This window comes from Niveispirillum fermenti, assembly GCF_048066175.1.
GTDB classification, from domain to species: domain Bacteria; phylum Pseudomonadota; class Alphaproteobacteria; order Azospirillales; family Azospirillaceae; genus Niveispirillum; species Niveispirillum fermenti.
Window position 1 is genome coordinate 24,719 of the sequence record NZ_JBLTXA010000009.1, and the last position, 19,291, is coordinate 44,009.

Annotated in this window: 15 protein-coding genes; 9 read left to right on the forward strand and 6 right to left on the reverse strand. The window is 66.7% G+C overall.

Going from position 1 to position 19,291, the window contains the following annotated elements; all coding sequences use genetic code 11:
* Window positions 1–5: 5 nt before the first annotated feature.
* From ACM9LZ_RS11370 to ACM9LZ_RS11380, 3 genes are all read left to right on the forward strand, one after another.
* Window positions 6–911, forward strand: a complete 906-nt coding sequence (locus tag ACM9LZ_RS11370; RefSeq protein WP_416619580.1) for an SDR family NAD(P)-dependent oxidoreductase — start codon at window positions 6–8, stop codon at window positions 909–911.
* Window positions 908–2,881 (forward strand): AMP-binding protein, encoded by a 1,974-nt coding sequence (locus ACM9LZ_RS11375; protein WP_416619581.1) that lies wholly within the window; start codon window positions 908–910, stop codon window positions 2,879–2,881. The genes ACM9LZ_RS11370 and ACM9LZ_RS11375 overlap by 4 nt, the downstream gene beginning before the upstream one ends.
* 242 nt (window positions 2,882–3,123) lie before the next feature.
* Window positions 3,124–4,041 (forward strand): winged helix-turn-helix transcriptional regulator, encoded by a 918-nt coding sequence (locus ACM9LZ_RS11380; RefSeq protein ID WP_416619582.1) that lies wholly within the window; start codon window positions 3,124–3,126, stop codon window positions 4,039–4,041.
* Between the two features lie 16 nt (window positions 4,042–4,057).
* On the opposite strand, the gene ACM9LZ_RS11385 is transcribed toward ACM9LZ_RS11380, so the two are convergent.
* From ACM9LZ_RS11385 to ACM9LZ_RS11400, 4 genes are all read right to left on the reverse strand, one after another.
* Window positions 4,058–4,354 (reverse strand): hypothetical protein, encoded by a 297-nt coding sequence (locus ACM9LZ_RS11385; RefSeq protein WP_416619583.1) that lies wholly within the window; start codon window positions 4,352–4,354, stop codon window positions 4,058–4,060.
* Between the two features lie 206 nt (window positions 4,355–4,560).
* Window positions 4,561–4,878 carry a hypothetical protein gene (locus tag ACM9LZ_RS11390; protein ID WP_416619584.1) on the reverse strand — a complete coding sequence of 106 codons (318 nt, stop codon included), beginning with the start codon at window positions 4,876–4,878 and terminating at the stop codon, window positions 4,561–4,563.
* Between the two features lie 94 nt (window positions 4,879–4,972).
* Entirely contained in the window at window positions 4,973–6,163 is a 1,191-nt protein-coding gene (locus ACM9LZ_RS11395) for a M20 family metallopeptidase (RefSeq protein WP_416619585.1), read from the reverse strand.
* 45 nt (window positions 6,164–6,208) lie between these two features.
* The gene (locus tag ACM9LZ_RS11400) at window positions 6,209–7,471 is read right to left on the reverse strand and encodes a Zn-dependent hydrolase (protein WP_416619586.1); all 1,263 of its coding nucleotides are present in this window, start codon (window positions 7,469–7,471) and stop codon (window positions 6,209–6,211) included.
* 160 nt (window positions 7,472–7,631) lie between these two features.
* Between ACM9LZ_RS11400 and xdhA the strand changes: the two genes are divergently transcribed.
* From xdhA to ACM9LZ_RS11430, 6 genes are all read left to right on the forward strand, one after another.
* Complete coding sequence (gene xdhA, locus ACM9LZ_RS11405) at window positions 7,632–9,134, forward strand: xanthine dehydrogenase small subunit (protein WP_416619587.1); 1,503 nt, start codon at window positions 7,632–7,634, stop codon at window positions 9,132–9,134.
* Window positions 9,131–11,458 carry a xanthine dehydrogenase molybdopterin binding subunit gene (gene xdhB, locus ACM9LZ_RS11410; protein ID WP_416619588.1) on the forward strand — a complete coding sequence of 776 codons (2,328 nt, stop codon included), beginning with the start codon at window positions 9,131–9,133 and terminating at the stop codon, window positions 11,456–11,458. The genes xdhA and xdhB overlap by 4 nt, the downstream gene beginning before the upstream one ends.
* Complete coding sequence (gene xdhC / locus ACM9LZ_RS11415; protein ID WP_416619589.1) at window positions 11,455–12,291, forward strand: xanthine dehydrogenase accessory protein XdhC; 837 nt, start codon at window positions 11,455–11,457, stop codon at window positions 12,289–12,291. The genes xdhB and xdhC overlap by 4 nt, the downstream gene beginning before the upstream one ends.
* A 199-nt stretch (window positions 12,292–12,490) precedes the next feature.
* Window positions 12,491–12,874, forward strand: coding sequence for a hypothetical protein (locus tag ACM9LZ_RS11420; protein WP_416619590.1), 384 nt, complete (start codon window positions 12,491–12,493; stop codon window positions 12,872–12,874).
* A gap of 221 nt (window positions 12,875–13,095) precedes the next feature.
* Complete coding sequence (locus ACM9LZ_RS11425; RefSeq protein ID WP_416619591.1) at window positions 13,096–13,479, forward strand: hypothetical protein; 384 nt, start codon at window positions 13,096–13,098, stop codon at window positions 13,477–13,479.
* Between the two features lie 228 nt (window positions 13,480–13,707).
* A complete protein-coding gene (locus ACM9LZ_RS11430; RefSeq protein WP_416619592.1) occupies window positions 13,708–15,354 on the forward strand; it encodes an alpha-glucosidase in 1,647 nt (548 codons plus the stop codon).
* 32 nt (window positions 15,355–15,386) lie between these two features.
* On the opposite strand, the gene ACM9LZ_RS11435 is transcribed toward ACM9LZ_RS11430, so the two are convergent.
* Both ACM9LZ_RS11435 and mprF read right to left on the reverse strand, forming a co-directional pair.
* Window positions 15,387–16,673: a virulence factor family protein gene (locus tag ACM9LZ_RS11435; RefSeq protein ID WP_416619593.1), complete on the reverse strand. Its 1,287-nt coding sequence runs from the start codon at window positions 16,671–16,673 to the stop codon at window positions 15,387–15,389.
* On the reverse strand, window positions 16,670–19,261 hold the full coding sequence (gene mprF / locus ACM9LZ_RS11440) for a bifunctional lysylphosphatidylglycerol flippase/synthetase MprF (protein WP_416619594.1): 2,592 nt from the start codon (window positions 19,259–19,261) through the stop codon (window positions 16,670–16,672). The genes ACM9LZ_RS11435 and mprF overlap by 4 nt, the downstream gene beginning before the upstream one ends.
* Window positions 19,262–19,291: the final 30 nt, after the last annotated feature.

Here is a 19,291-nt window from a genome sequence, read left to right on the forward strand (position 1 = left end):
CGGCGATGAAAGCGCTCAAATTCTATGCCCGTTTCCTGCCCTCCTTCACAGCCATCGGCTTCGTGGCGCGCGGGCTGTCCCGCCGCCCCGTGCGGGCGGATTTTTCCGGCCAGACCTGGATGGTCACCGGTGCGACGGGCGGTATCGGGCGGGCCGTCGCCCTGGCCGCGGCGGCGGCCGGGGCTCATGTCATCGCCGTCGGCCGCCGCCCTGCGCTGCTGGAGGCGCTGGCCGCATCGGCAACGGGCACCATCACCCCGGTTGCGGCCGACCTGTCTTTGGTCGCCCGCAACCGGGAACTGGCCGAACGGCATCCGGAAATCGATGTCCTGGTCAATAATGTCGGGATTCTCGATACCGGATACCACCGGACGGAAGAAGGCTTCAGCCGCATGTACGCCACCAACCTGCTGGGCCATTTCGCCCTGACGGAAGGGTTGCTGGCCCGGGGCAGACTGCGGCGCGGTACGGTCATCAATGTCACCTCGGGCGGGGCTTACAATGCCCCGCTGAACCTGCCGGGGCTGGACGCGCGGGAAGCCGATTTTAACGGCTTCGCCGCCTATGCCTCGCAGAAACGGGCGCAGATCGCCCTGGCCGACCATTGGAATGCAGCGGTTCCGGGGCTGCGTGCCTATACGATGCATCCCGGCTGGGTTCGCACCGATGGGGTGCGTTCCGCCCTGCCCTGGATGGATCGCTGGATCGGCGCCGTCCTGCGCACGACGGCGCAAGGTGCTGACACGATCCTGTGGCTGGCGGCAACGCAGCCCCCGCCCCAGGCGGATGTCATCTGGTTCGACCGTGCGCCCCGGCCGGCGCACATGTTCGCCACGACCCGCGAGGCGAAGACGACGATCCCGGCCCTGGCGGCGCGGTTGCAGCATGATATGGAAGGGGTGACGGGATGAGCGGCGATGATCTTGTCGAAGCGATCTTCACTGCCTGGCGGGCGGGCCGGATTGAGGAGATCGTTGGCCTTTTCACGCCGGACGCCGTCTGGCATTTCTCCGCTGCCACCAAGCCGCCGGCCATCGGTCACGCTGCCATCCGCGATTTCCTTCTCCGCTATTCCGGCATGAGCCGGGAGAACCGCCTGCGCCTGTTACGCCAGGTGCGACAGGGGGATACGATCTTTTTCGAGGCGGTGGAGGATTTCACCACCGTCCAGGGACGTGACGTGAAGGTTCCTTATGCGGGCTGCATCACGCTGCGCGACGGGCTGATCGCGGATTGGCGCGACTATTTCGACCGGGGCCTGATCGATGGGCAGATCCAGGGCACGGCCGTCCTGCCCGATTATGCGATGCCGTTGCTGGACGATACCTTCCCCGTCCCGGCCCCTTCCCCCCTCCCCCCCGTGGAAGGTGGACGGGTCGGCGACATCATCCTGACGGCCCTGGCCCGCTTTGGTGACCGGATTGCCTTCATCGACGGGGACCGGCAGGTCAGCTATGGCAGCCTGGGCCGGCGGATCGCCCAGGCGCTGGCGGCCTTCACCCGGCTGGGGCTTGAGCCCGGCGATACGGTCGCCCAGATATCGGCCAACAGTCCCGACATGTATGCGGTCATGGCTGCCGCCTATATCGGTGGCTACCGCTCGCTGACCCTGCATCCACTGGCCGGGCGCGATGACCAGCAATTCATCCTGGCCGATGCCGGGGCCGGCATCCTGATTGCGGATGCGGCACATGCGGCCCGCGCGCGCGAACTGTCGGTTACCGGCTTGCGGCTGCTGGGCCATGAGGCGGCGGGCGGGCTGGATGGTTTCTGGATGCCGGACGATGGGAATACCGCCCTGCCCGCCCAGGCAAAGGGTGGGGCGGAAACCATCGTGCGACTGGCCTATACGGGCGGGACGACGGGCCGGCCCAAGGGTGTGATGCTGTCCAACCGGGCGTTGGTCGCCAACACCATGATGGCGCTGGCCGGCATCCCCTGGCCGTCGGACGATATCCGCTTCCTCTGTCCGGCTCCCCTTTCGCATGGGGCCGGTTCCCTTATTCTGCCGACGCTGGCACGGGGGGGGACGATCATTCTGCAGCAGGGGTTCGAGCCGGAGCGGTTCTGCGCGGCCCTGGAACGGTACAGGGCGAATGTCACCTGGCTGGTCCCGACCATGATCATCGGCCTGCTGGACGATGCCGTCGCCGCATGCCGCGATTTTTCCAGCCTGCGAACCCTGGTCTGGTCGGGCGCGCCCATGGCGCCGGACCGCGTCCGCCAGGCGATCGATCGGTTCGGGCCGGTCCTGGTGCAATGCTATGGCCAGACAGAGGCGCCGAACACGGTTCTAACCCTGGCGGGCACCGATCAGGCACGCAAGCCCATGGCGGCCGGCCGGCCCTTCCCCGGCCTGGAAGTGGCGCTGCTGGACGAGGATGGACAGCCCGTTCCCGCCGGCACTGCGGGGGAGATCTGCGTCAGGGGCCCCTTGGTGATGAGCGGTTACTGGCGGATGCCGGATGCCACGCGGGACGCTTTCGCCCATGGCTGGCTGCATACGGGTGACATCGGCCGGATCGACGCCGATGGTGACTGGCACGTCATCGACCGCAAGAAGGAAATGGTCATTTCCGGCGGTTTCAATGTGTTCCCGCGGGAGGTGGAGGACGTGCTGACCGCCCAGCCCGGCGTCGCCGCGGCCTGCGTCTTCGGCGTGCCGCATGACAAATGGGGGGAAGCGGTGGTGGCCCTGGTTGTGCCCGCCCCCGGTGCCAGCCCGGTGGCAGACGACCTGATCCGGGCTGTCCGGGATGCCAAGGGGCCGGTGCAGGCGCCCAAGCTGATCGAGTTTTCAGCTTCCATCCCCCAGACGGGGTTGGGCAAGCCGGACCGGAAGGCCCTGCGGCTGGCCTTCGCCGACAGGATGCGGGCATAGGGCCCCCGGGGGGCGGCAGCCCCGTTTCCCGCTTGCTACCGCTTGTCGTGACCTTGCACTCTTTACCTTGGGAAGGATCGACAGCGGGCCGGGGCACATGATATGGCCTGCCGTCAGTATCCGGAGTGTTACCGCTCCGGACCGGGAAGATGGATAGACGATGTTCCGGGCGGTCGCCGTGGTCTCGCCAGACCGCCCGAAAGGGAGCCGTTGTGACAGGTGATGTGTCGAGCAGGGCACTGGTGACCGGCAATCCGGTCGCACTTGCGCATGCCGTTTTCGGCGATGCGTGGAGCCAGCTTATCCTGCGCGAAGCTTTTTTCGGTGTCCGACGCTTTAACGAGTGGAGCGAGAGCCTGCGCGTTCCGCGCAGTGTGCTGTCGCAACGGCTGACCCACCTGTGCGAGGTGGGGATCATGGCATCCGTCGTTCCGCCCGGTCGCAAGCGGGCGGAATATGTCCTGACCCCCATGGGTCTGGACCTGTTCGGCGCAGCACTCATCCAGGGCCAGTGGGAACGCAAGTTCGCGCCCTCGGCCATGCAGGAGCGCTATTCCCTCACCTTCTTCAATGCCCTGACCGGCAATGTGGTCGAACCGGTCGTGCTGGACCGGGAACAGGGCAACCCGATCGGCATCGATGATGTCATCTATGCCATCGGCCCCGGCCTCGTGGAGCGGCCCCCACCTCCCCTGCGGCGTGCGGCGGTGGCCCGTGTGCAACTCGAACGCCCGATGATCGAGCGGTCGGTGACCATCGTCGGCGATTACTGGACCTGGTCCATCGTGGCCTGTGCCTTCCTGCGATTCCGGCGGTTCGATGCATTGCTGGAGGCCACGGGCATGGCGCCCAACATGCTTTCCGACCGTTTGGGCCGTCTGGTGGATTTCGGCCTGCTGCGGAAAAGCCAGTACCAGTCAAGCCCGGCACGCCACGAGTATCGGCTGACCGATGTGGGGCTGGCGCTGCATCCGCTCGTACTGGCCATCCATGGCTGGAGCGAGCGCTGGCTGTGCAATTTCGACGACCCGCCCGTGCGGCTGATCCGGCGCAGCACGGGGGAGCGGATCACCCCCGTGGTCTGTGACCGGACCACAGGCAAGGTCATCAGCGCGAAAAAGACGGGCTGGCGGATGGAAGCACCGGTCCGCGTGCGGTGAGCCCATCGCGGGCCCGTCATCCCTGCGCGCGTTTCCGGCGCGTTTCCCAGCCCTTCCGGGCCGCGGCGGACCGTTTCTCGTGGCTTTGGCTGGACCCGCCGCGACGACCGCCTTTCCGGGAGGATTCATGGGTGTCCGGATGGCCGCGGCCTGAGCCGGACTTGTTGCCGCCGCCGGATTCCTTGTTCACCGTGGCCCAGGCCCGCCGCTCGGCCTCCTCATGGCTGACGCCGCGTTCCTCATAGCTTTCCGCTATATGGTCGGCCTTGCGCTTCTGCTTGTCCGTATAGCTGGATTTGTCGCCGCGGGGCATTGCATCCTCCGTCGCTGGCTGTATGGAACGCAGGCAGCCAGGCAAACCCTTTCACGCCTGCGCATGCCCTTGAACGCCAACCGGACGCCATTGTTCCCCAGCCGCGTCCCCGGGCAGCGGCTGTCCTGAAAGGTTGCCCGTCCGTTGGCAGGGCATCGGCACCCGCCGCCTCTGCCGCCATGATTGATCATCATCCCGCCCCCTGATCAGAACGGTGCGGTCGCCGTGAACCAGACACGCGGGTCGGACGTGCTGCCGTCCGGGTTCAGCCGCAACGCAAGCCCGCCATCCAGCACATAGCCGGCATCGATGACGCCGAACAGGTCCAGCCCACGGGCCATTCCCTCCGTGACGGGGCGGTGCAGTTCAAGGTTGGCCGGGAGCCTGCTGTCGCCCGATCCCTCGCTGACGGGATCGGCAGGCACGCCCGCGGGACCGCCGAGGGGGAATTGTTCCGAACTGTCCAGGTTTGTGCTGCTCCATTGCCCTGCCAGGGCACCGCGCAGGAAGAAGTGCCTGATCACGCCGTATTTGGGCCGACAATTTGGTGAAATCGCCATCGGTGTGGGCCGTCGCCGCGTCGATGGCGGCATCCTGTCGGCTGCTGTACGCGCCTTTTCAACGTGTCATCGCCCGCCGGGCGAGGGCCCGATCAGGCTTACCCGGCAGCCCCAATGTCCGTTCCACCAGTCCTTCCAGGATCGCGGTGGTGGCCAGAAGCTGGTCCAGGGGCACGAACTCGTTCGCACGATGTCCCTGCCAGCCGGCGCCAGGGCCGAAATTCACGATCTCGATCCCGTCATCGGCGAAATAGCGGCCGTCGCTTGCCCCCGTATCCGGCAGGAAACGGGCCGGGGTTCCCGTCACCGCAGCGATGGATGCGCACAGGGCCGTGACCAGCGGCCCGTCATGCGGCGCGCGAAAGCCGTTGGTGCCCGTCAGCAGCCGGCAGGACAGGTTATCCGCCTCCGGATGGGCCTTGACCAGTGCTTCGATCTCCGCGAAGGCGGTTTCCACCTTCTCTTCCGGCAGCAGACGGCGATCGATTTCCACCCGCGCGGCACCGGGGACGACGTTGGTATTCTCGCCACCGCGGAAAAGACCGACATTCAGGGTCGATCGCTGCTCCCCCGATACTCGTGCCCGGAGCCGGCCCGTCATCTCGGCATCGACATGGGTGACAAGCCGCATCAGGCGCAGGATGGCGTTGTCGCCTTCCTGCGGGTTGCCCGCATGGGCTGACCGACCGCGCGCGGACAGTTCCACCCACATCACCCCGCGTTCGGCCGTGATCAACTGGTTTTCCGTCTGCGTGCCCACGACCAGCATGTCGGGCTTCACGACCCCGCTTTCGCGCAGATAGCGGGCGCCGTCGGGCCCCAGATTCTCCTCATCCCCGCAAAAGGTGAAGACCAGACGGCCCCGCGCCGGTCCCCCACGGCGTGCGACCTCATCGGCCAGCCAGAGCTGGGCCGCCATGGACCCCTTGCAATTGCCCGCACCCAGCCCGTGGACACGGCCGTCGATGATCGTGGCGGCCAGGGGGTCGGTCTGCCAGGCCGACCGCTCCCCGATGCCCACGGTATCGGCATGGGCGTTGAACATCAGGCAGGGGCCGGGCGCGGGCCCATCCCATTCCGCCACGACATTCGCAATCTCCGGCCGGTCACGGTGCAGGACCTGCACACGGTAGCCCGCCTTCTCCAGCCGGTCGGCGGCATAGGCCGCGATGGCGACCGTGTCGCCCGGTGGAAAGGCGGACGGAATGGCGATCAGGTCTGACAGGATGGACAGGACGGGATGGGTCATGGGCTCCTGGCGGGCGGATGGGGTCGGTTGCAAGGGTCGCTCGGCCTATCGGGCCAGCCGGTACAATGTCTCCGCCAGCACCGCGGCACCGGCATGGCAATGGCCGGGGGAGGCATATTCCACCTCGTTATGGCTGATCCCGTCACGGCAGGGGATGAAGATCATGCCGGTGGGGCAGCGCGGCGCCATGAACTTGGCATCGTGGTTGGCGCCCGATGGCATGTCCATATGGCTGTAGCCAAGGCCGACGGCCGCCGCGCGCACGGCATCGATGACGGCAGGATCGAAATCGACAGGGGACGTGGTGGATGTCTCCTTCACCGCCACGGTGCAGGGGGCGGCCAGTGCCTGGATCAGTGGCGTGATCGCGTCGCCACGCGCCTTCACCATCGCGGCGTCGGGATGGCGGAAATCGATGGTGAAGATCACCTTGCCAGGCACCGTGTTGGGGGAACCGGGCAGCACCTCGAACCGGCCGAAGGTGCAGCGGACGATGTCATCTGGATCGGCCATCAGGTCGTTCAGGGCCGACACCATGCGCAGGGCCGCCTGAAATGCATCCTTGCGGGCGCCGTGCGGGGTGGTGCCGGCATGGGCCTCCTGCCCTGTCACCTCCACCTGGAACCAGCGGCTTCCCTGGATGCCGGATACGACGCCGATGGTCCGGTCCTCCGCCTCCAGACGCGGCCCCTGCTCGATATGCGCCTCCACATAGGCGGCGGCGGGTCCGCCGAACGGGCGGACGGGCATGGCGGGGGCCAGCGCCAGGGTCTGCGCCAGCGCGTCGCGCACGGTTACGCCCTGCGGATCGGTGCAGCCCAGCACCATCTCCAGGTCCATCTTGCCGGCGAACAGCGCCGATCCCATGCAATAGGGCTGGAAGCGGGACCCTTCCTCGTTGGTCCAGGCCACGACCTCGACCGGATGCCGCGTGGGCAGGCCCGCATCCTCCAGCGCCTCCAGCACCTCGAACCCGGCCAGAACACCATAAACACCATCGTAGCGGCCCCCGGTGGGCTGGCTGTCCAGATGGCTGCCCGTCATCACGGGCGCCAGCGCCGGATCGCTGCCGGCGCGGCGGACGTAAAGATTGCCGATCCCATCGGTTTCCACCGAAAAGCCGCGCGCGGCCGCCCAGGAGGCCAGCAGGGCACGGGCCAGCCCGTCTTCCCGCGACAGGGCCGGCCGGTTGACGCCACCCTTCACCGTCGCCCCGATCCGCCCCATATCCGCCAGACGTTGCGCCAGCCTTTCCTGGCGGACATGGCCGGCGATAGTGCCGAAGGCGGGGGCGGCGAGCATGGTCATGCTGGTGTTCCCTGGTGGTGGGTGCCGGGGCCTGCGGTACTGCGTCGGCGGATGCCTGCTGCCCCGCTAAAATGTTGCACTGCGTCAAACTTCTGTAAAGCGGCTTGACAGGCGGCAATTCCTGATTTGCGATACTGTCTTTGGGAACGAATGGAACACCATGCCCGAAAGCATCCGCTTTGTTCACAAAGGACAGGTCCGGCACCTGTCCGGCTTCGCCCCGACCCGCACCGTGCTGGACTTCCTGCGCGAGGATTTAGGACGGCGCGGCACGAAGGAGGGATGCAACGAAGGGGATTGCGGCGCCTGCACGATCGTTCTGGGTAGCGCGGAGGGGGGGCGTGTGCGCTATCGCACGGTCAATGCCTGCATCCTGTTCCTGTCCGCCCTGGACGGCAAGGAACTGGTGACGGTGGAGGATCTGGCGGCACCCGATGGCACGTTGCATCCGGTACAGCAGGCCATGGTGGACAGCCATGGCAGCCAATGCGGCTTCTGTACGCCGGGCTTCGTCATGTCGCTGTTCGCGCTTTACCATGAAGACAGGGCCCCCGACCGCCGGCGCATTGATACGGCCCTGGCCGGCAACCTGTGCCGCTGCACCGGCTATCGCCCCATCGTGGAGGCGGCGGTCAATGCGGGGTGCGGCCGGGACGGCTTCGATGCGGATCAGGCGCAAACCCTTGCCTTGCTGCGTTCCATCACCCGCGACCGGACGCTTTCGCCACCCGGGGCCGGCCTGCACGTCCCGGCCAGCGCCGACCAGTTGGCCGACCTGCTGCTGACCCATCCCGATGCCACCCTGGTGGCCGGTGGCACCGATGTAGGGCTGTGGGTGACCAAGCAGTTCCGCGATCTGGGTACGATCATCCATATTGGCGGCATCGCAGACCTGTCACGCATCGACAGGCAGAGGGACAGGCAGGGGGACTGGATCGATATCGGCGCCGTGGCGACCATCACGGACGTGGCGGCAGCCCTTTCCCCACTCCATCCCGACCTGGACAGCCTGTTCCGCCGCTACGGATCGGAACAGGTGCGCAATTCCGCGACGATGGGCGGCAATATCGCGAATGCCTCTCCCATCGGCGACACTATGCCCGTGCTGATCGCCCTGGGCGCCCGTCTGCGGCTGCGCCGGGGTGGGGAGGTGCGGGAGATGCCGCTGGAGGATTTCTTCCTGGCCTATCGCCGCACGGCACTGCGCTCGGGGGAATTCGTGGCCGGCATCCGCATCCCTGTCCCGAAACCCGGCCGGCTGTTCGCCTGCTACAAGATTTCCAAACGCTTCGATCAGGATATCTCCGCCGTCATGGCCGGTTTCGGACTGGATGTCCGCGGTGGCGTGGTGGTGGAGGCCAGGTTGGCCTTCGGCGGCATGGCCGGCACACCGAAACGGGCAGCGGCGGCAGAGGCGGCCCTGACCGGCCGGCCTTTCGACCCGGCCGCCGCCCAGGCGGCGGCGGCCGCGCTGGCCACCGATTTCCAGCCTTTGTCTGACATGCGGGCCAGCGCCGCATATCGGCTGGCCGTCGCAGGCAACCTGATCACGAAATTCCAGATGGAGCAGGACCGGATGGGGCCCGGGCGCCCCGTCATGGCGACGCGGGTGACCGACTTCACCCTGGGCGCGCCCCCCAGGGTGGGGGGAAGTCCGGCATGAGCCGCCCTCCGCCCCCCACCACCGCTGTCCCCTTCCCCGCCGTCCATCGGGAGATCATGCACGACAGCGCCCACCTGCATGTCACAGGGGCCGCGCGCTATACCGATGACATGCCGGATCCCGCCGGCCTGCTGCATGTGGCCATCGGGCAGAGTGCCAAGGCCCATGCCCGCATCCTGTCGATGAACCTTTCGGCCGTCTCCGCCTTTCCCGGCGTGGTCGCGGTGCTGACGGCGCGGGACGTGCCGGGCCGGAACGATGTCGGTCCCGTCCTGCCGGATGATCCGATCTTCGCCGAGGGGCTGGTTGAATATGTCGGACAGAGCCTGTTCGCCGTGGCGGCGGAAACCCGACAGGCCGCCCGTGCCGCCGCCCGTCTGGCCCGCGTCGTCTACGAGGAACGGCCGGCCCTGGTGACCATCGCCGACGCGCGCAAGGCAGACAGCCATGTCCTGCCTCCGCGGCGGCTGGAACGCGGCGACCCGGACGGGGCCATCACGGGTGCGCCGCATCGCCTGGCGGGCCGGCTGGCCATGGGCGGGCAGGATCATTTCTATCTGGAGGGCCAGGTCTCGCTGGCGACACCGGGAGAGGATGGCGACATGCACATCCTCTGTTCCACCCAGCACCCGTCGGAGGTGCAGCATCTGGTGGCCCGCGCACTCGGCCGGCCGGACCATGCCGTGACCGTGGAGGTCCGGCGCATGGGCGGCGGCTTCGGTGGCAAGGAGACGCAGGCCAGCCTGTTCGCCGCCGTCGCGGCACTTGTCGCCGACCGCACGGGCCGGGCCGCCAAGCTGCGCCTTGATCGCGACGACGACATGGTCATGACCGGCAAGCGGCATGATTTCGAGGTGGGATACCAGGTCGGCTTCGATGATGCCGGCCGCATCCTGGGCCTGGACATCACGCTGGAAAGCCGGTGCGGCATGTCGGCCGACCTGTCGGGCGCCATCAACGACCGTGCCATGTTTCATTGCGACAATTGTTATTTCCTGCCTGCGGTTCGCATCACATCCTATCGCTACAAGACCCATACCGTGTCCAACACGGCCTTTCGCGGGTTTGGCGGGCCACAGGGCATGCTGGCCATCGAACAGGTGATCGACGATGTGGCCCGCCATCTGGGGCGTGACCCGCTGACCGTCCGCTGGGCCAATTTCTATGGCGGGCCGGGACGGGACCTCACCCCCTATGGCATGCAGGTGACGGACTTCATCGCGCCGGACATCATCGACCGGTTGGAGGCATCCAGCCGTTACCGGGAGCGGCGGGCGGCCATCGCCGCCTTCAACGCGGCCAGCCCGGTGCTGAAGCGCGGCATTGCGCTGACCCCCGTGAAATTCGGCATTTCCTTCACCACCAGCTTCCTGAACCAGGCGGGCGCACTGGTGCATCTCTATGCCGATGGTTCCGTCATGCTGAACCATGGCGGTACGGAGATGGGCCAGGGGCTGTTCACGAAGGTGGCGCAGGTGGTGGCCGATGTCTTCGGCATCGGGCTGAAAGGGGTCAGGATCACCGCCACCCGCACCGACAAGGTACCCAACACATCCGCCACCGCCGCGTCTGCCGGTGCCGACATGAACGGCATGGCCGCCTTCAATGCCGCCCGCACCATCCGCGACCGGCTGGCCGCGTTCCTGGCATCCCGCTGGGAGGTGGCGGTGGAAGACCTGTGCTTCGCCGATGACCGTGTAACAGCAGGTGACAGGACCATGGATTTCGCCGATCTGGCGCGGCAGGCCTATCTGGCCCGCCTCTCCCTGTCGGCCACGGGCTTCTATGCGACACCGAAGATCGAGGTGGACAAGGAAACCCTGATCGGGCGCCCCTTCTACTATTTCGCCTATGGTGCCGCCGTGTCGGAAGTGGTGATCGACACCACCACGGGAGAGAACAAGCTGCTGGCCGTGGACATCCTGCATGATTGCGGTACATCGCTCAACCCGGCGCTGGATCGCGGGCAGGTGGAGGGCGGGTTCATCCAGGGCATGGGCTGGCTGACCATGGAGGAACTGGTATTCGACGCCCAGGGCCACTTGCGCACCCATGCGCCCAGCACCTACAAGATCCCCGGCTGCGGCGATGTGCCGGCGCATTTCAGGGTGGAATTGATCAACCGGCCCAACCCGGAAGAAACGATCCACAGGTCGAAGGCCGTTGGTGAGCCCCCTCTCATGCTGGCCATCTCCACCTTCCAGGCCATCCGGGATGCCGTCGCGGCGGCGGGGGGCGGCGGCCCGGTGATGCTTGATGCGCCGGCCACGCCGGAACGCATCCTGATGGCTGTGCAGGCACGCCGGAACCCGGGGGCGCCATGAACGGCGCGTGGATCACGGCACTGGCAGAATGTGACCGCCTGGGCCATCCGGCTGTTCTGGTCACAATGCTGGATGCCGCCGGCTCCACCCCGCGGGCCGCCGGCACGAAGATGCTGGTGACGGCGGACGGGCTGGCCGGTACGATCGGCGGCGGCGCACTGGAATTCACCGCCATCGAAACGGCTCGCGCCCTGCTGGATGGCGATGTAACGGAATTACGGACGGAAACCTATCCGCTGGGGCCCCGGCTGGGCCAATGCTGCGGCGGGCGTGTCAGCCTGCTGTATGAGCCTTTGTATCCGCCCCGGTTGCGCATCGGTCTGTTCGGGGCAGGGCATGTGGCCAAGGCGCTGGTGACGCTGCTGGGGACCCTGCCGGCCCGTGTCACCTGGGTCGACAGCAGGCCGGACCTGTTCCCGGCCACGGTCCCGGCCAATGTGACGGCCTGCGTGGCGGCGGCACCGGAAAGCCTGCTGGTGCCGGGGTTCAGCCATATCCTGATCATGACGCATGACCATGCGCTGGATTATCGGCTGACGGTCGCCGCGCTGCGCCTTTCGGACCAGCCGTTTGTCGGCGTCATCGGATCGCAGACAAAGCGGGCACGCTTCGCCAGCCGGCTGGCCGTCGCCGGCCAGGATGCGGCACGGCTGGTCTGTCCCATCGGCCTGCCCGGCCTGACGGGCAAGCATCCGGGGGAAATCGCCGTGGCCGTGGCGGCGCAGATCCTGTCGAGCCCGCAGCCCGTCCCTTCCCCTCCTTTGTCCGCCCCCCTTCCCCTGCCCGCCGGTTGTGGCGGTTGCGACGGGCGGTGCGATGGAAAAGGGATATGAATTGATGGCGTTACAAAAAATTGTTTCCATCGAAAAACGCATGGATAGAGGCCTGTACGTAATGGAATTACCGATCTAGACTTGCAGATATAAACCCACTGCCGGCACGTACCGGTGGTGAAAATCCGTGGGGGAAGCGAACGAACAAGGCAATCATGACGGTGGCGCCGCCGCTGCTGTCCGGCTTTGTGAGGACGCGATGAAGAAGCTCATTTCCGCCCTGATCCTCTCCACCCTGGCCCTGTTCACCAGCCCTGCCCTTGCCGATATCGCCGCCCTGAACCAGGCCTGCGGCGGACTGCCCGATGCACCGGCGCGTGTCGCCGGCAACAGTGCCGATGATGATGCCATGCGCCGGTACGGTGCCGAGATGCGTGATTACACGGGCCGGCTCATGGCCTACCTCACCTGTCTGGACGAACATCCGGTGTCGGATACGGCGCTTGCCTCCGCAAGCTATCGCCGCGATGTCATCAATCATCGCCGGCAGGTCGCCGACCGGCTGGAGCAGGATGTCAGTAATTTCAACGCCGAACTGCGGCGCTTCAAATCCCGTCAGGCCCAGATCGCGTCCGTCGATTGATGCCGTCCGATGATCGGCCATGCGAATGGCGCATGGCCGATTCCCATGCCAACGGTGTCAGTTAACCATCAAAAATGCTTCCGTTGCATCGCAACATAACTATACTGCGACGCACAAGAACACGGTTTCGGCACCGACCCGGACCTTATGAAAGGGAGCGAACGTACAAGGCCCGAAATGCCGGTGGCATCCCGCCCCGCTTCAGCTTTGTGAGTATCGCTATGAAGAAGCTCTATTCCGCCCTGTTGCTTTCCGCTCTGGCCCTGCTGGCCGCCGGCCAGTCCCAGGCGGCCCACCCCGCCGTCAAGCGGGCCTGCGGTCAGGCTCCTGCCGCACCGGGTCTGATTGATGGCAAAAGCGCCACCGAACAATCCATGCGCCTGGTGGCCGGCTCCGTCCGCGGTTTCGCCGACGAGTCGCTGAAGTATCTGACCTGCCTGGACAATCAGCCCATTTCCACCGCCTATATGGCGCAGCCTTCCTTCCGCGCCGCCCTGGCCGCCCACCGCGAGGAAGTGGCCGACAAGCTCGAAGTGACGGTCAACGCCTATAACAGCCAGCTCCGTTCCTTCAAGTCGCAGCAGGCCCAGGTCGCCCAGAACTGATCCCCGCCCCTTTCGGGGGTCGGCCAGGCCGGCAGATGAACCGGTCCGGTGCCCTTGGGTGCCGGGCCGGTTTTGCATTTGCCGCCCCCTGTTGCGTGGCACCAACCACTAAATACGTATGCGTCGCAGCGCAGCATGCCCGCGCATACGTATGTGAGGAATATCCGTCCGGCGCAGCCAAATCTACCATGCCCCGACAACAAGCGCTGTGTCCGGGGGGAAGTTCAAATGACGATGGCGGCGGAAACGGGTCGGGCCGGCGGGCTCTCCGGACAGGGAGAGGGCGTGTCCCCGCCCTGGTGGCAGGGCGCCGTCATCTACCACATCTATCCCCGCAGCTTTGCCGACAGCAATGGTGACGGCGTCGGTGACCTTCAGGGCTTGCTGGCGCGACTGGACCATGTGGCCGGGCTGGGGGCAGACGCCGTCTGGATTTCCCCTTTCTTCAAGTCCCCTATGGATGATTTCGGATACGATATTTCCGATTATTGCGATGTCGATCCCATCTTCGGGTCGATGGCGGACTGCGATGCGGTGATTGCCAGGGCCCATGCGCTTGGCCTGAAAATCATCATCGATCAGGTCTATTCCCACACATCCATCGAGCACCCCTGGTTCCAGGAAAGCCGCCGCGACAGGTCCAATCCCAGGGCGGACTGGTATGTCTGGCACGATGCCAGGCCCGATGGCACGCCGCCCAACAACTGGCAGTCCGTGTTCGGCGGGCCGGCCTGGACCTGGGATGCCCGCCGCCGGCAATATTTCATGCATAATTTCCTGTCCACCCAGCCCGACCTCAACCTGCACCATCCGGCAGTACAGGCGGCGATCAAGGATGTGGCGCGGTTCTGGATGGACAGGGGCGTGGACGGGCTGCGCATCGACGCCGCCAATTTCTTCATGCATGACCGCAGCTTCCGCGACAATCCGGTGAACCGGGAGGCGACGGCCCCCAAGCGGCCCTATGAGTTCCAGCAGCAGATCCACAATATCTCCCAGCCTGAGAATCTGGCCTTCATCGAGGATCTGCGCCGCCTGCTGGATCTTTATCCCGACCGGTTCATGGTAGCCGAACTGGGGGAGGCGCCGTTCGACATGGTGGCCGATTATACGGTGCCCGGCCGGCGCTGCCATACGGCCTATAATTTCTCCTTCCTGTACCAGAAAAGCCTGGATGCCGGCCTGCCGCGCCGGATCATCGGAGGCTGGAATCAGGCGGCGGGCGGTGCCTGGCCGTCCTGGACCTTCTCCAACCACGATGCCCCGCGCGCCCTGTCGCGCTGGGGTGGGGATGTGCCGCCTCCCGCCCTGGCCCGGTGCCTGAACACGCTGCTGCTCTGCCTGCCGGGTTCCGTCTTCCTTTATTACGGGGAGGAATTGGGCCTGCCGCAGGCGCGTGTGGCGTTCGAGGATCTGGTCGATCCCGAGGCCATCGCCAACTGGCCCCATACATTGGGCCGTGATGGCGCACGCACGCCCATGCCCTGGACCAGCCAGCCTCCCCATGGCGGGTTCACGTCCGGCCGGCCCTGGCTGCCCCTGGACCCCAGGCATCTGGCGCTCGCCGTCGATGTGCAAGCACCAGACCCCGACAGCACGATGAATGTCACGCGCCGGCTGCTGGCCTGCCGGCGGGCCGAACCTGCCCTGCGTCTGGGAGACATCCGGTTCCACCCACCATCGGACCCTGTGCTGGCGTTCGAGCGGGGATATGCCGGCACGGACCTACTGGTCGTGGTCAACCTGTCCGACACGGCCCAGCCGCACGGGATCGGCGACCCCGCGGCGTGGCATGTGCTGGAGGGCATCAATGGCGCCGATCTGTCCGGTACCGGCCTGCCGGCCTATGGCGCCCTAATCGCGCGCCGCTTGTAGGTGTCACGGCCGGCCGGCGCGGTTACCCGCCGTCACCTTTCCACAGCGGGCGCAGTGGCCAGCCGTTGTGCCAGCCGGTCCAGGATATGCTGTGCCAGGGCGTCATAGTCGCCATCGAAATGATGTCCGCCCGGCGTGGTCACAACGGATACACCCCGGCCACCCAGGCTGTCGCAGATCGCATCCCCATCGTCCCGCCCCTGGAAACATTGCAGCATTGCGGGATCGATCCGCTCCAGATCGGGCCGTACAGGCTGTGCCCTGTCTGTCTTCGCTGACAGGAAACTCCCCACCGTGACCTCGAAATCGGCACTGGCGGACAGGGCCAGCAGGGATATCTGTGCCACATGGGTCCGATCTTCGGGCGGCAGCAGGTTGTACAGCGCCGGCATCACGTCGGCCCCGAAGGAATAGCCGACCAGCACGACCCTGTCGATGCCCCAGGCTGCCCGGTAATGGCGGATCAGGCGCGACAGGTCGGCGGCGCTGTCGGCCGGTGATTTCCAGGTCCAGTAATAGCGCAGCATGTCCAGGCCCACGGTGGGCACGCCGTGGGCTGCCAGATACTCGGCAATGCTCTTGTCCAGGTCCCGCCAGCCGCCATCCCCGGAATAGACGATGGCCAGCGTATTCCGGTCCGCTGCTGCCGGCAGTTCCGTCACCGGCAGGTCGGCCAGTTCGGCTTCCGTCCCCGATGGCGCGTCGGCCCGTTCCGACAGGGCCCGGAACAAGCCACCCTGCCCGTCACCCGTGCCCGTCGGCAGGCGGGTGACGGGCGCCCCCAGATGATCGTCACCCGTATTGCAGATGGGCCGCCCCAGGGCGGGGACGGGATCAACCACAATCGCGCCGCCCAGGACGGCCGGTGTGGCGCTTTCTGCGATACGTGCGGCCAGATCGCCGCCCGCCCCGACACCGGCCAGGATGGGCAGGCGGTACCGCGGCAGGCTCAGGGCGCGCTGTATCTCATGCGACAGATGCTGCACCCGCCATTGCGGATCGACACAGTCGCCCGCCGCCTTGGACAGAAGCGGCAGGGCTGCCTTGACATCGATCCCGACCACCGTGATCCCCGCGCCGGACAGCTGTTCGGCCAGGGTGGCCGCGTTGCTGTCCCAGCCGTCCAGGCCGGAGAAAAGGAAGACCACGGCGCGGCTGTCACCCTGGGCCGGCACCAGATGCGGCGGCCCCAGCAGGGGGTCGGCGATCAGGGTGGCCCGCAACCTGTCGGCGTCGGGATTTCTGTAAAGCGTTGCCGCAACGGCCAGCAGGACGAGACCCAGGACCAGCCCGCCGGATATCAGCAGTCGCCATTTCATTTGCGCACCACGCCCCACAGGCCGCCGCCGATCAGCATCGTGATGTCGGCCAGCGCCAGCATCGGATTGAGCCCGCCAGGCACGGCCATGTATCTGGCCTCCCAGTCCGGTCCGAACTTGGACTTGAAAGCCCGCAGCCCGGCGAAATTGTAAAACCGGTCCCCGCGTTCGTAAACGGCCCGCCCGACCTGCTGCCACAGGCCGACTGCACTGGCCGACAGGCCCGACAATGGCGCCATGCCCAGGTTGAAGCGCCGGTAGCCGGCCGCCTTGAAATGCAAGATCAGCTTCAACATCAGATATTCCATGGTTGCCGGAGGTGCCGCGGCGGAAAAGCGCATCAGGTCGATGCCCGCCTCTTCCGTCATCCCCGTCAGCATCAGGCTGGCAAAGGCCACGATCCGGCCTTCATGGCGGATCACCGCGACGGGACGCAACAAAAGATAGTCGGGAATGAAGGCCCCCAGCGAGAACCGCTTTTCCCGGACGTTATGGGCCGCCATCCATTCATCGGACACGGCGCGCAACGCCTCCATGATGGCCGGCACGCCTTCGGGCGGGACCAGGGCGAATTCCAGGCCCGACTTTTCGCAGCGGTTGTAGCCGTTGCGGAGATTGGCGCGTTTCGCTCCCTTCAATTCAAAGTGGGCCAGATCCACCTGTGCCTCTTCCCCCAACTTGAAGGCGACCAGCCCGGCATCGGCGTAAAGTGCCAGGTTGTCCGGTGCGACCTGATAGAAGACGGCCCGGCCGCCCACGGCCCGCGCCATTTCCACGAACCGCCAGATGAGGGGGGGCCAGGCCTCCTGCGGGCCGACCGGATCGGACAGCGCAATCCAGGAGCGGCCATGCCGCGCATACATGATGAAAGCCGATCCATCCTCCGCGAACAGCAGGCTCTTGTCGCCCAGCAGGGCCAGTTGTGCCCCGGGGCGCGGTTGTGCATCCACGATGGCCAGGGCGCGGGCCCGGTCCGCGGCGTCGGGCGGGCTTTCCGGCTTCAGCCGTGCCGGACGCAGCAGCACCCAGGTGGCACCGACCCCGGCCAGCAGCGTCACCCCCAGCAGGGCACGCAGGCCGCGCGGTGCCTCCGCGGAGAATTCGAACCGCCACCAAAGGTCATGGACATAGGCAATGTCCTTGTAAACGAAGAACAGGATGGCCAGCGCGGAGATCAGCAGCAGGCCCATGGCCACCAGCCAGGGTGGCGTCAGGGACTGGTGCAGCAGGGATGTATGACGTGTGAATTCCCGCCGCGTGATCAGCAACAGGATCAGCAGCAAGGTCAGCAGCAGCATCTCGGTCAGGGCCAGTGCCTTGGCCAGCGCGAGGAAGATCGCCACGGGCACGATGCAGACAGCCGCCCACCATGCGCCATCCAGGCGATAGGTGATGCCGCGCGCCGCCACGAACAGGACCAGACCCAGGACCGACGACAGGAAATGCGCCGCCTCAAGCAAGGGTAACGGCATCCAGCCGGCCAGCAACGCCAGGCGGGTGTCATCGGCCGGCGTCACGCCGGAAAAGACCAGCATGGCGGACAATAGCAGCGTGAGCGCCCCCAGCACGGGCGGTGCCAGTCTGGCACCGGCCTGTACCGCCCGGCTCGACGCCACAACCAGTGCCACACGCCGCGTTTCCAGCAACCCCACCAGCAGGCCCGCCAGCAGCAACGGCACCACATGGTAGATGATGCGATAGAGCAGCAGCGCCCCCAGCACCTGTTCGGTATCCGCCCGTCCGGCCAATGCCGCCAGCACGATCGTCTCGAACACACCCAGCCCGGCCGGAACATGGCTGAGGACCCCCAGCCCCACGGCCACGGCATAGATGGCGATGAAAGCCGGCAACCCGACGCCGGTGGCGGGCAGCAGCACCCACAGCACCGTGCCGGCCGCCGCGATATCGACCAGCGTGGCGGCGAACTGTACCAGCAGCAGGCGCGGCCGGGGCAAATCCACCCGCCAGCGGCCCAGGGGCAGGCTGGCATGCCGGCCGGCCAGCACAAGTAACCCTGCCAGCACCAGCAGGCCCGCGGCCCCGGCGGCATGCCCCAGCCAGCCGGGCAGGCTCAGGCCCGTCACATCGCCCGCTACCAGCAATCCCAGCGCCGTCACCCCGGCAACGCCCAGGCCGAAGGTCGCCGTGACGAAGCCGACGATCCGCGCCACCTCCTCCGGCTCCAGCCCGTGCGGGGTATAGAAGCGATACCGGATCGCCCCGGCCGTCAGCGGCCCAAAACCGACCGTGTTGCCCACGGCATAGGCACAGAAGGAGGTGAGGCCGACAACCGGATACGGCACCCTGCGGCCCACATAGGCCAGGGCCGTCCAATCATAAAGCGTCAGTGCCAGAAAGCTGACGCCGGTGGCCGCCAGGGCCAGGCCGATGGCCCAGAGCGGCGTGGCCCGAAGGGCCACGACCACTTCCGCATATGAAATCTCGGCGGCCAGCCGCGACAGGGCTGTCCAGGCCAGGGCCGCCACGGCCAGGATGACCAGCCCCGTCAGCCCGCCCTTCACCCAGGTCCGCCAGGGCATGGCCGCACCGTCTTCCGTCACGCTTTCCATCATGGCACCGCCCGTCACCGCGGGAGCGCCCTGGGCCCGGCGGCCGGC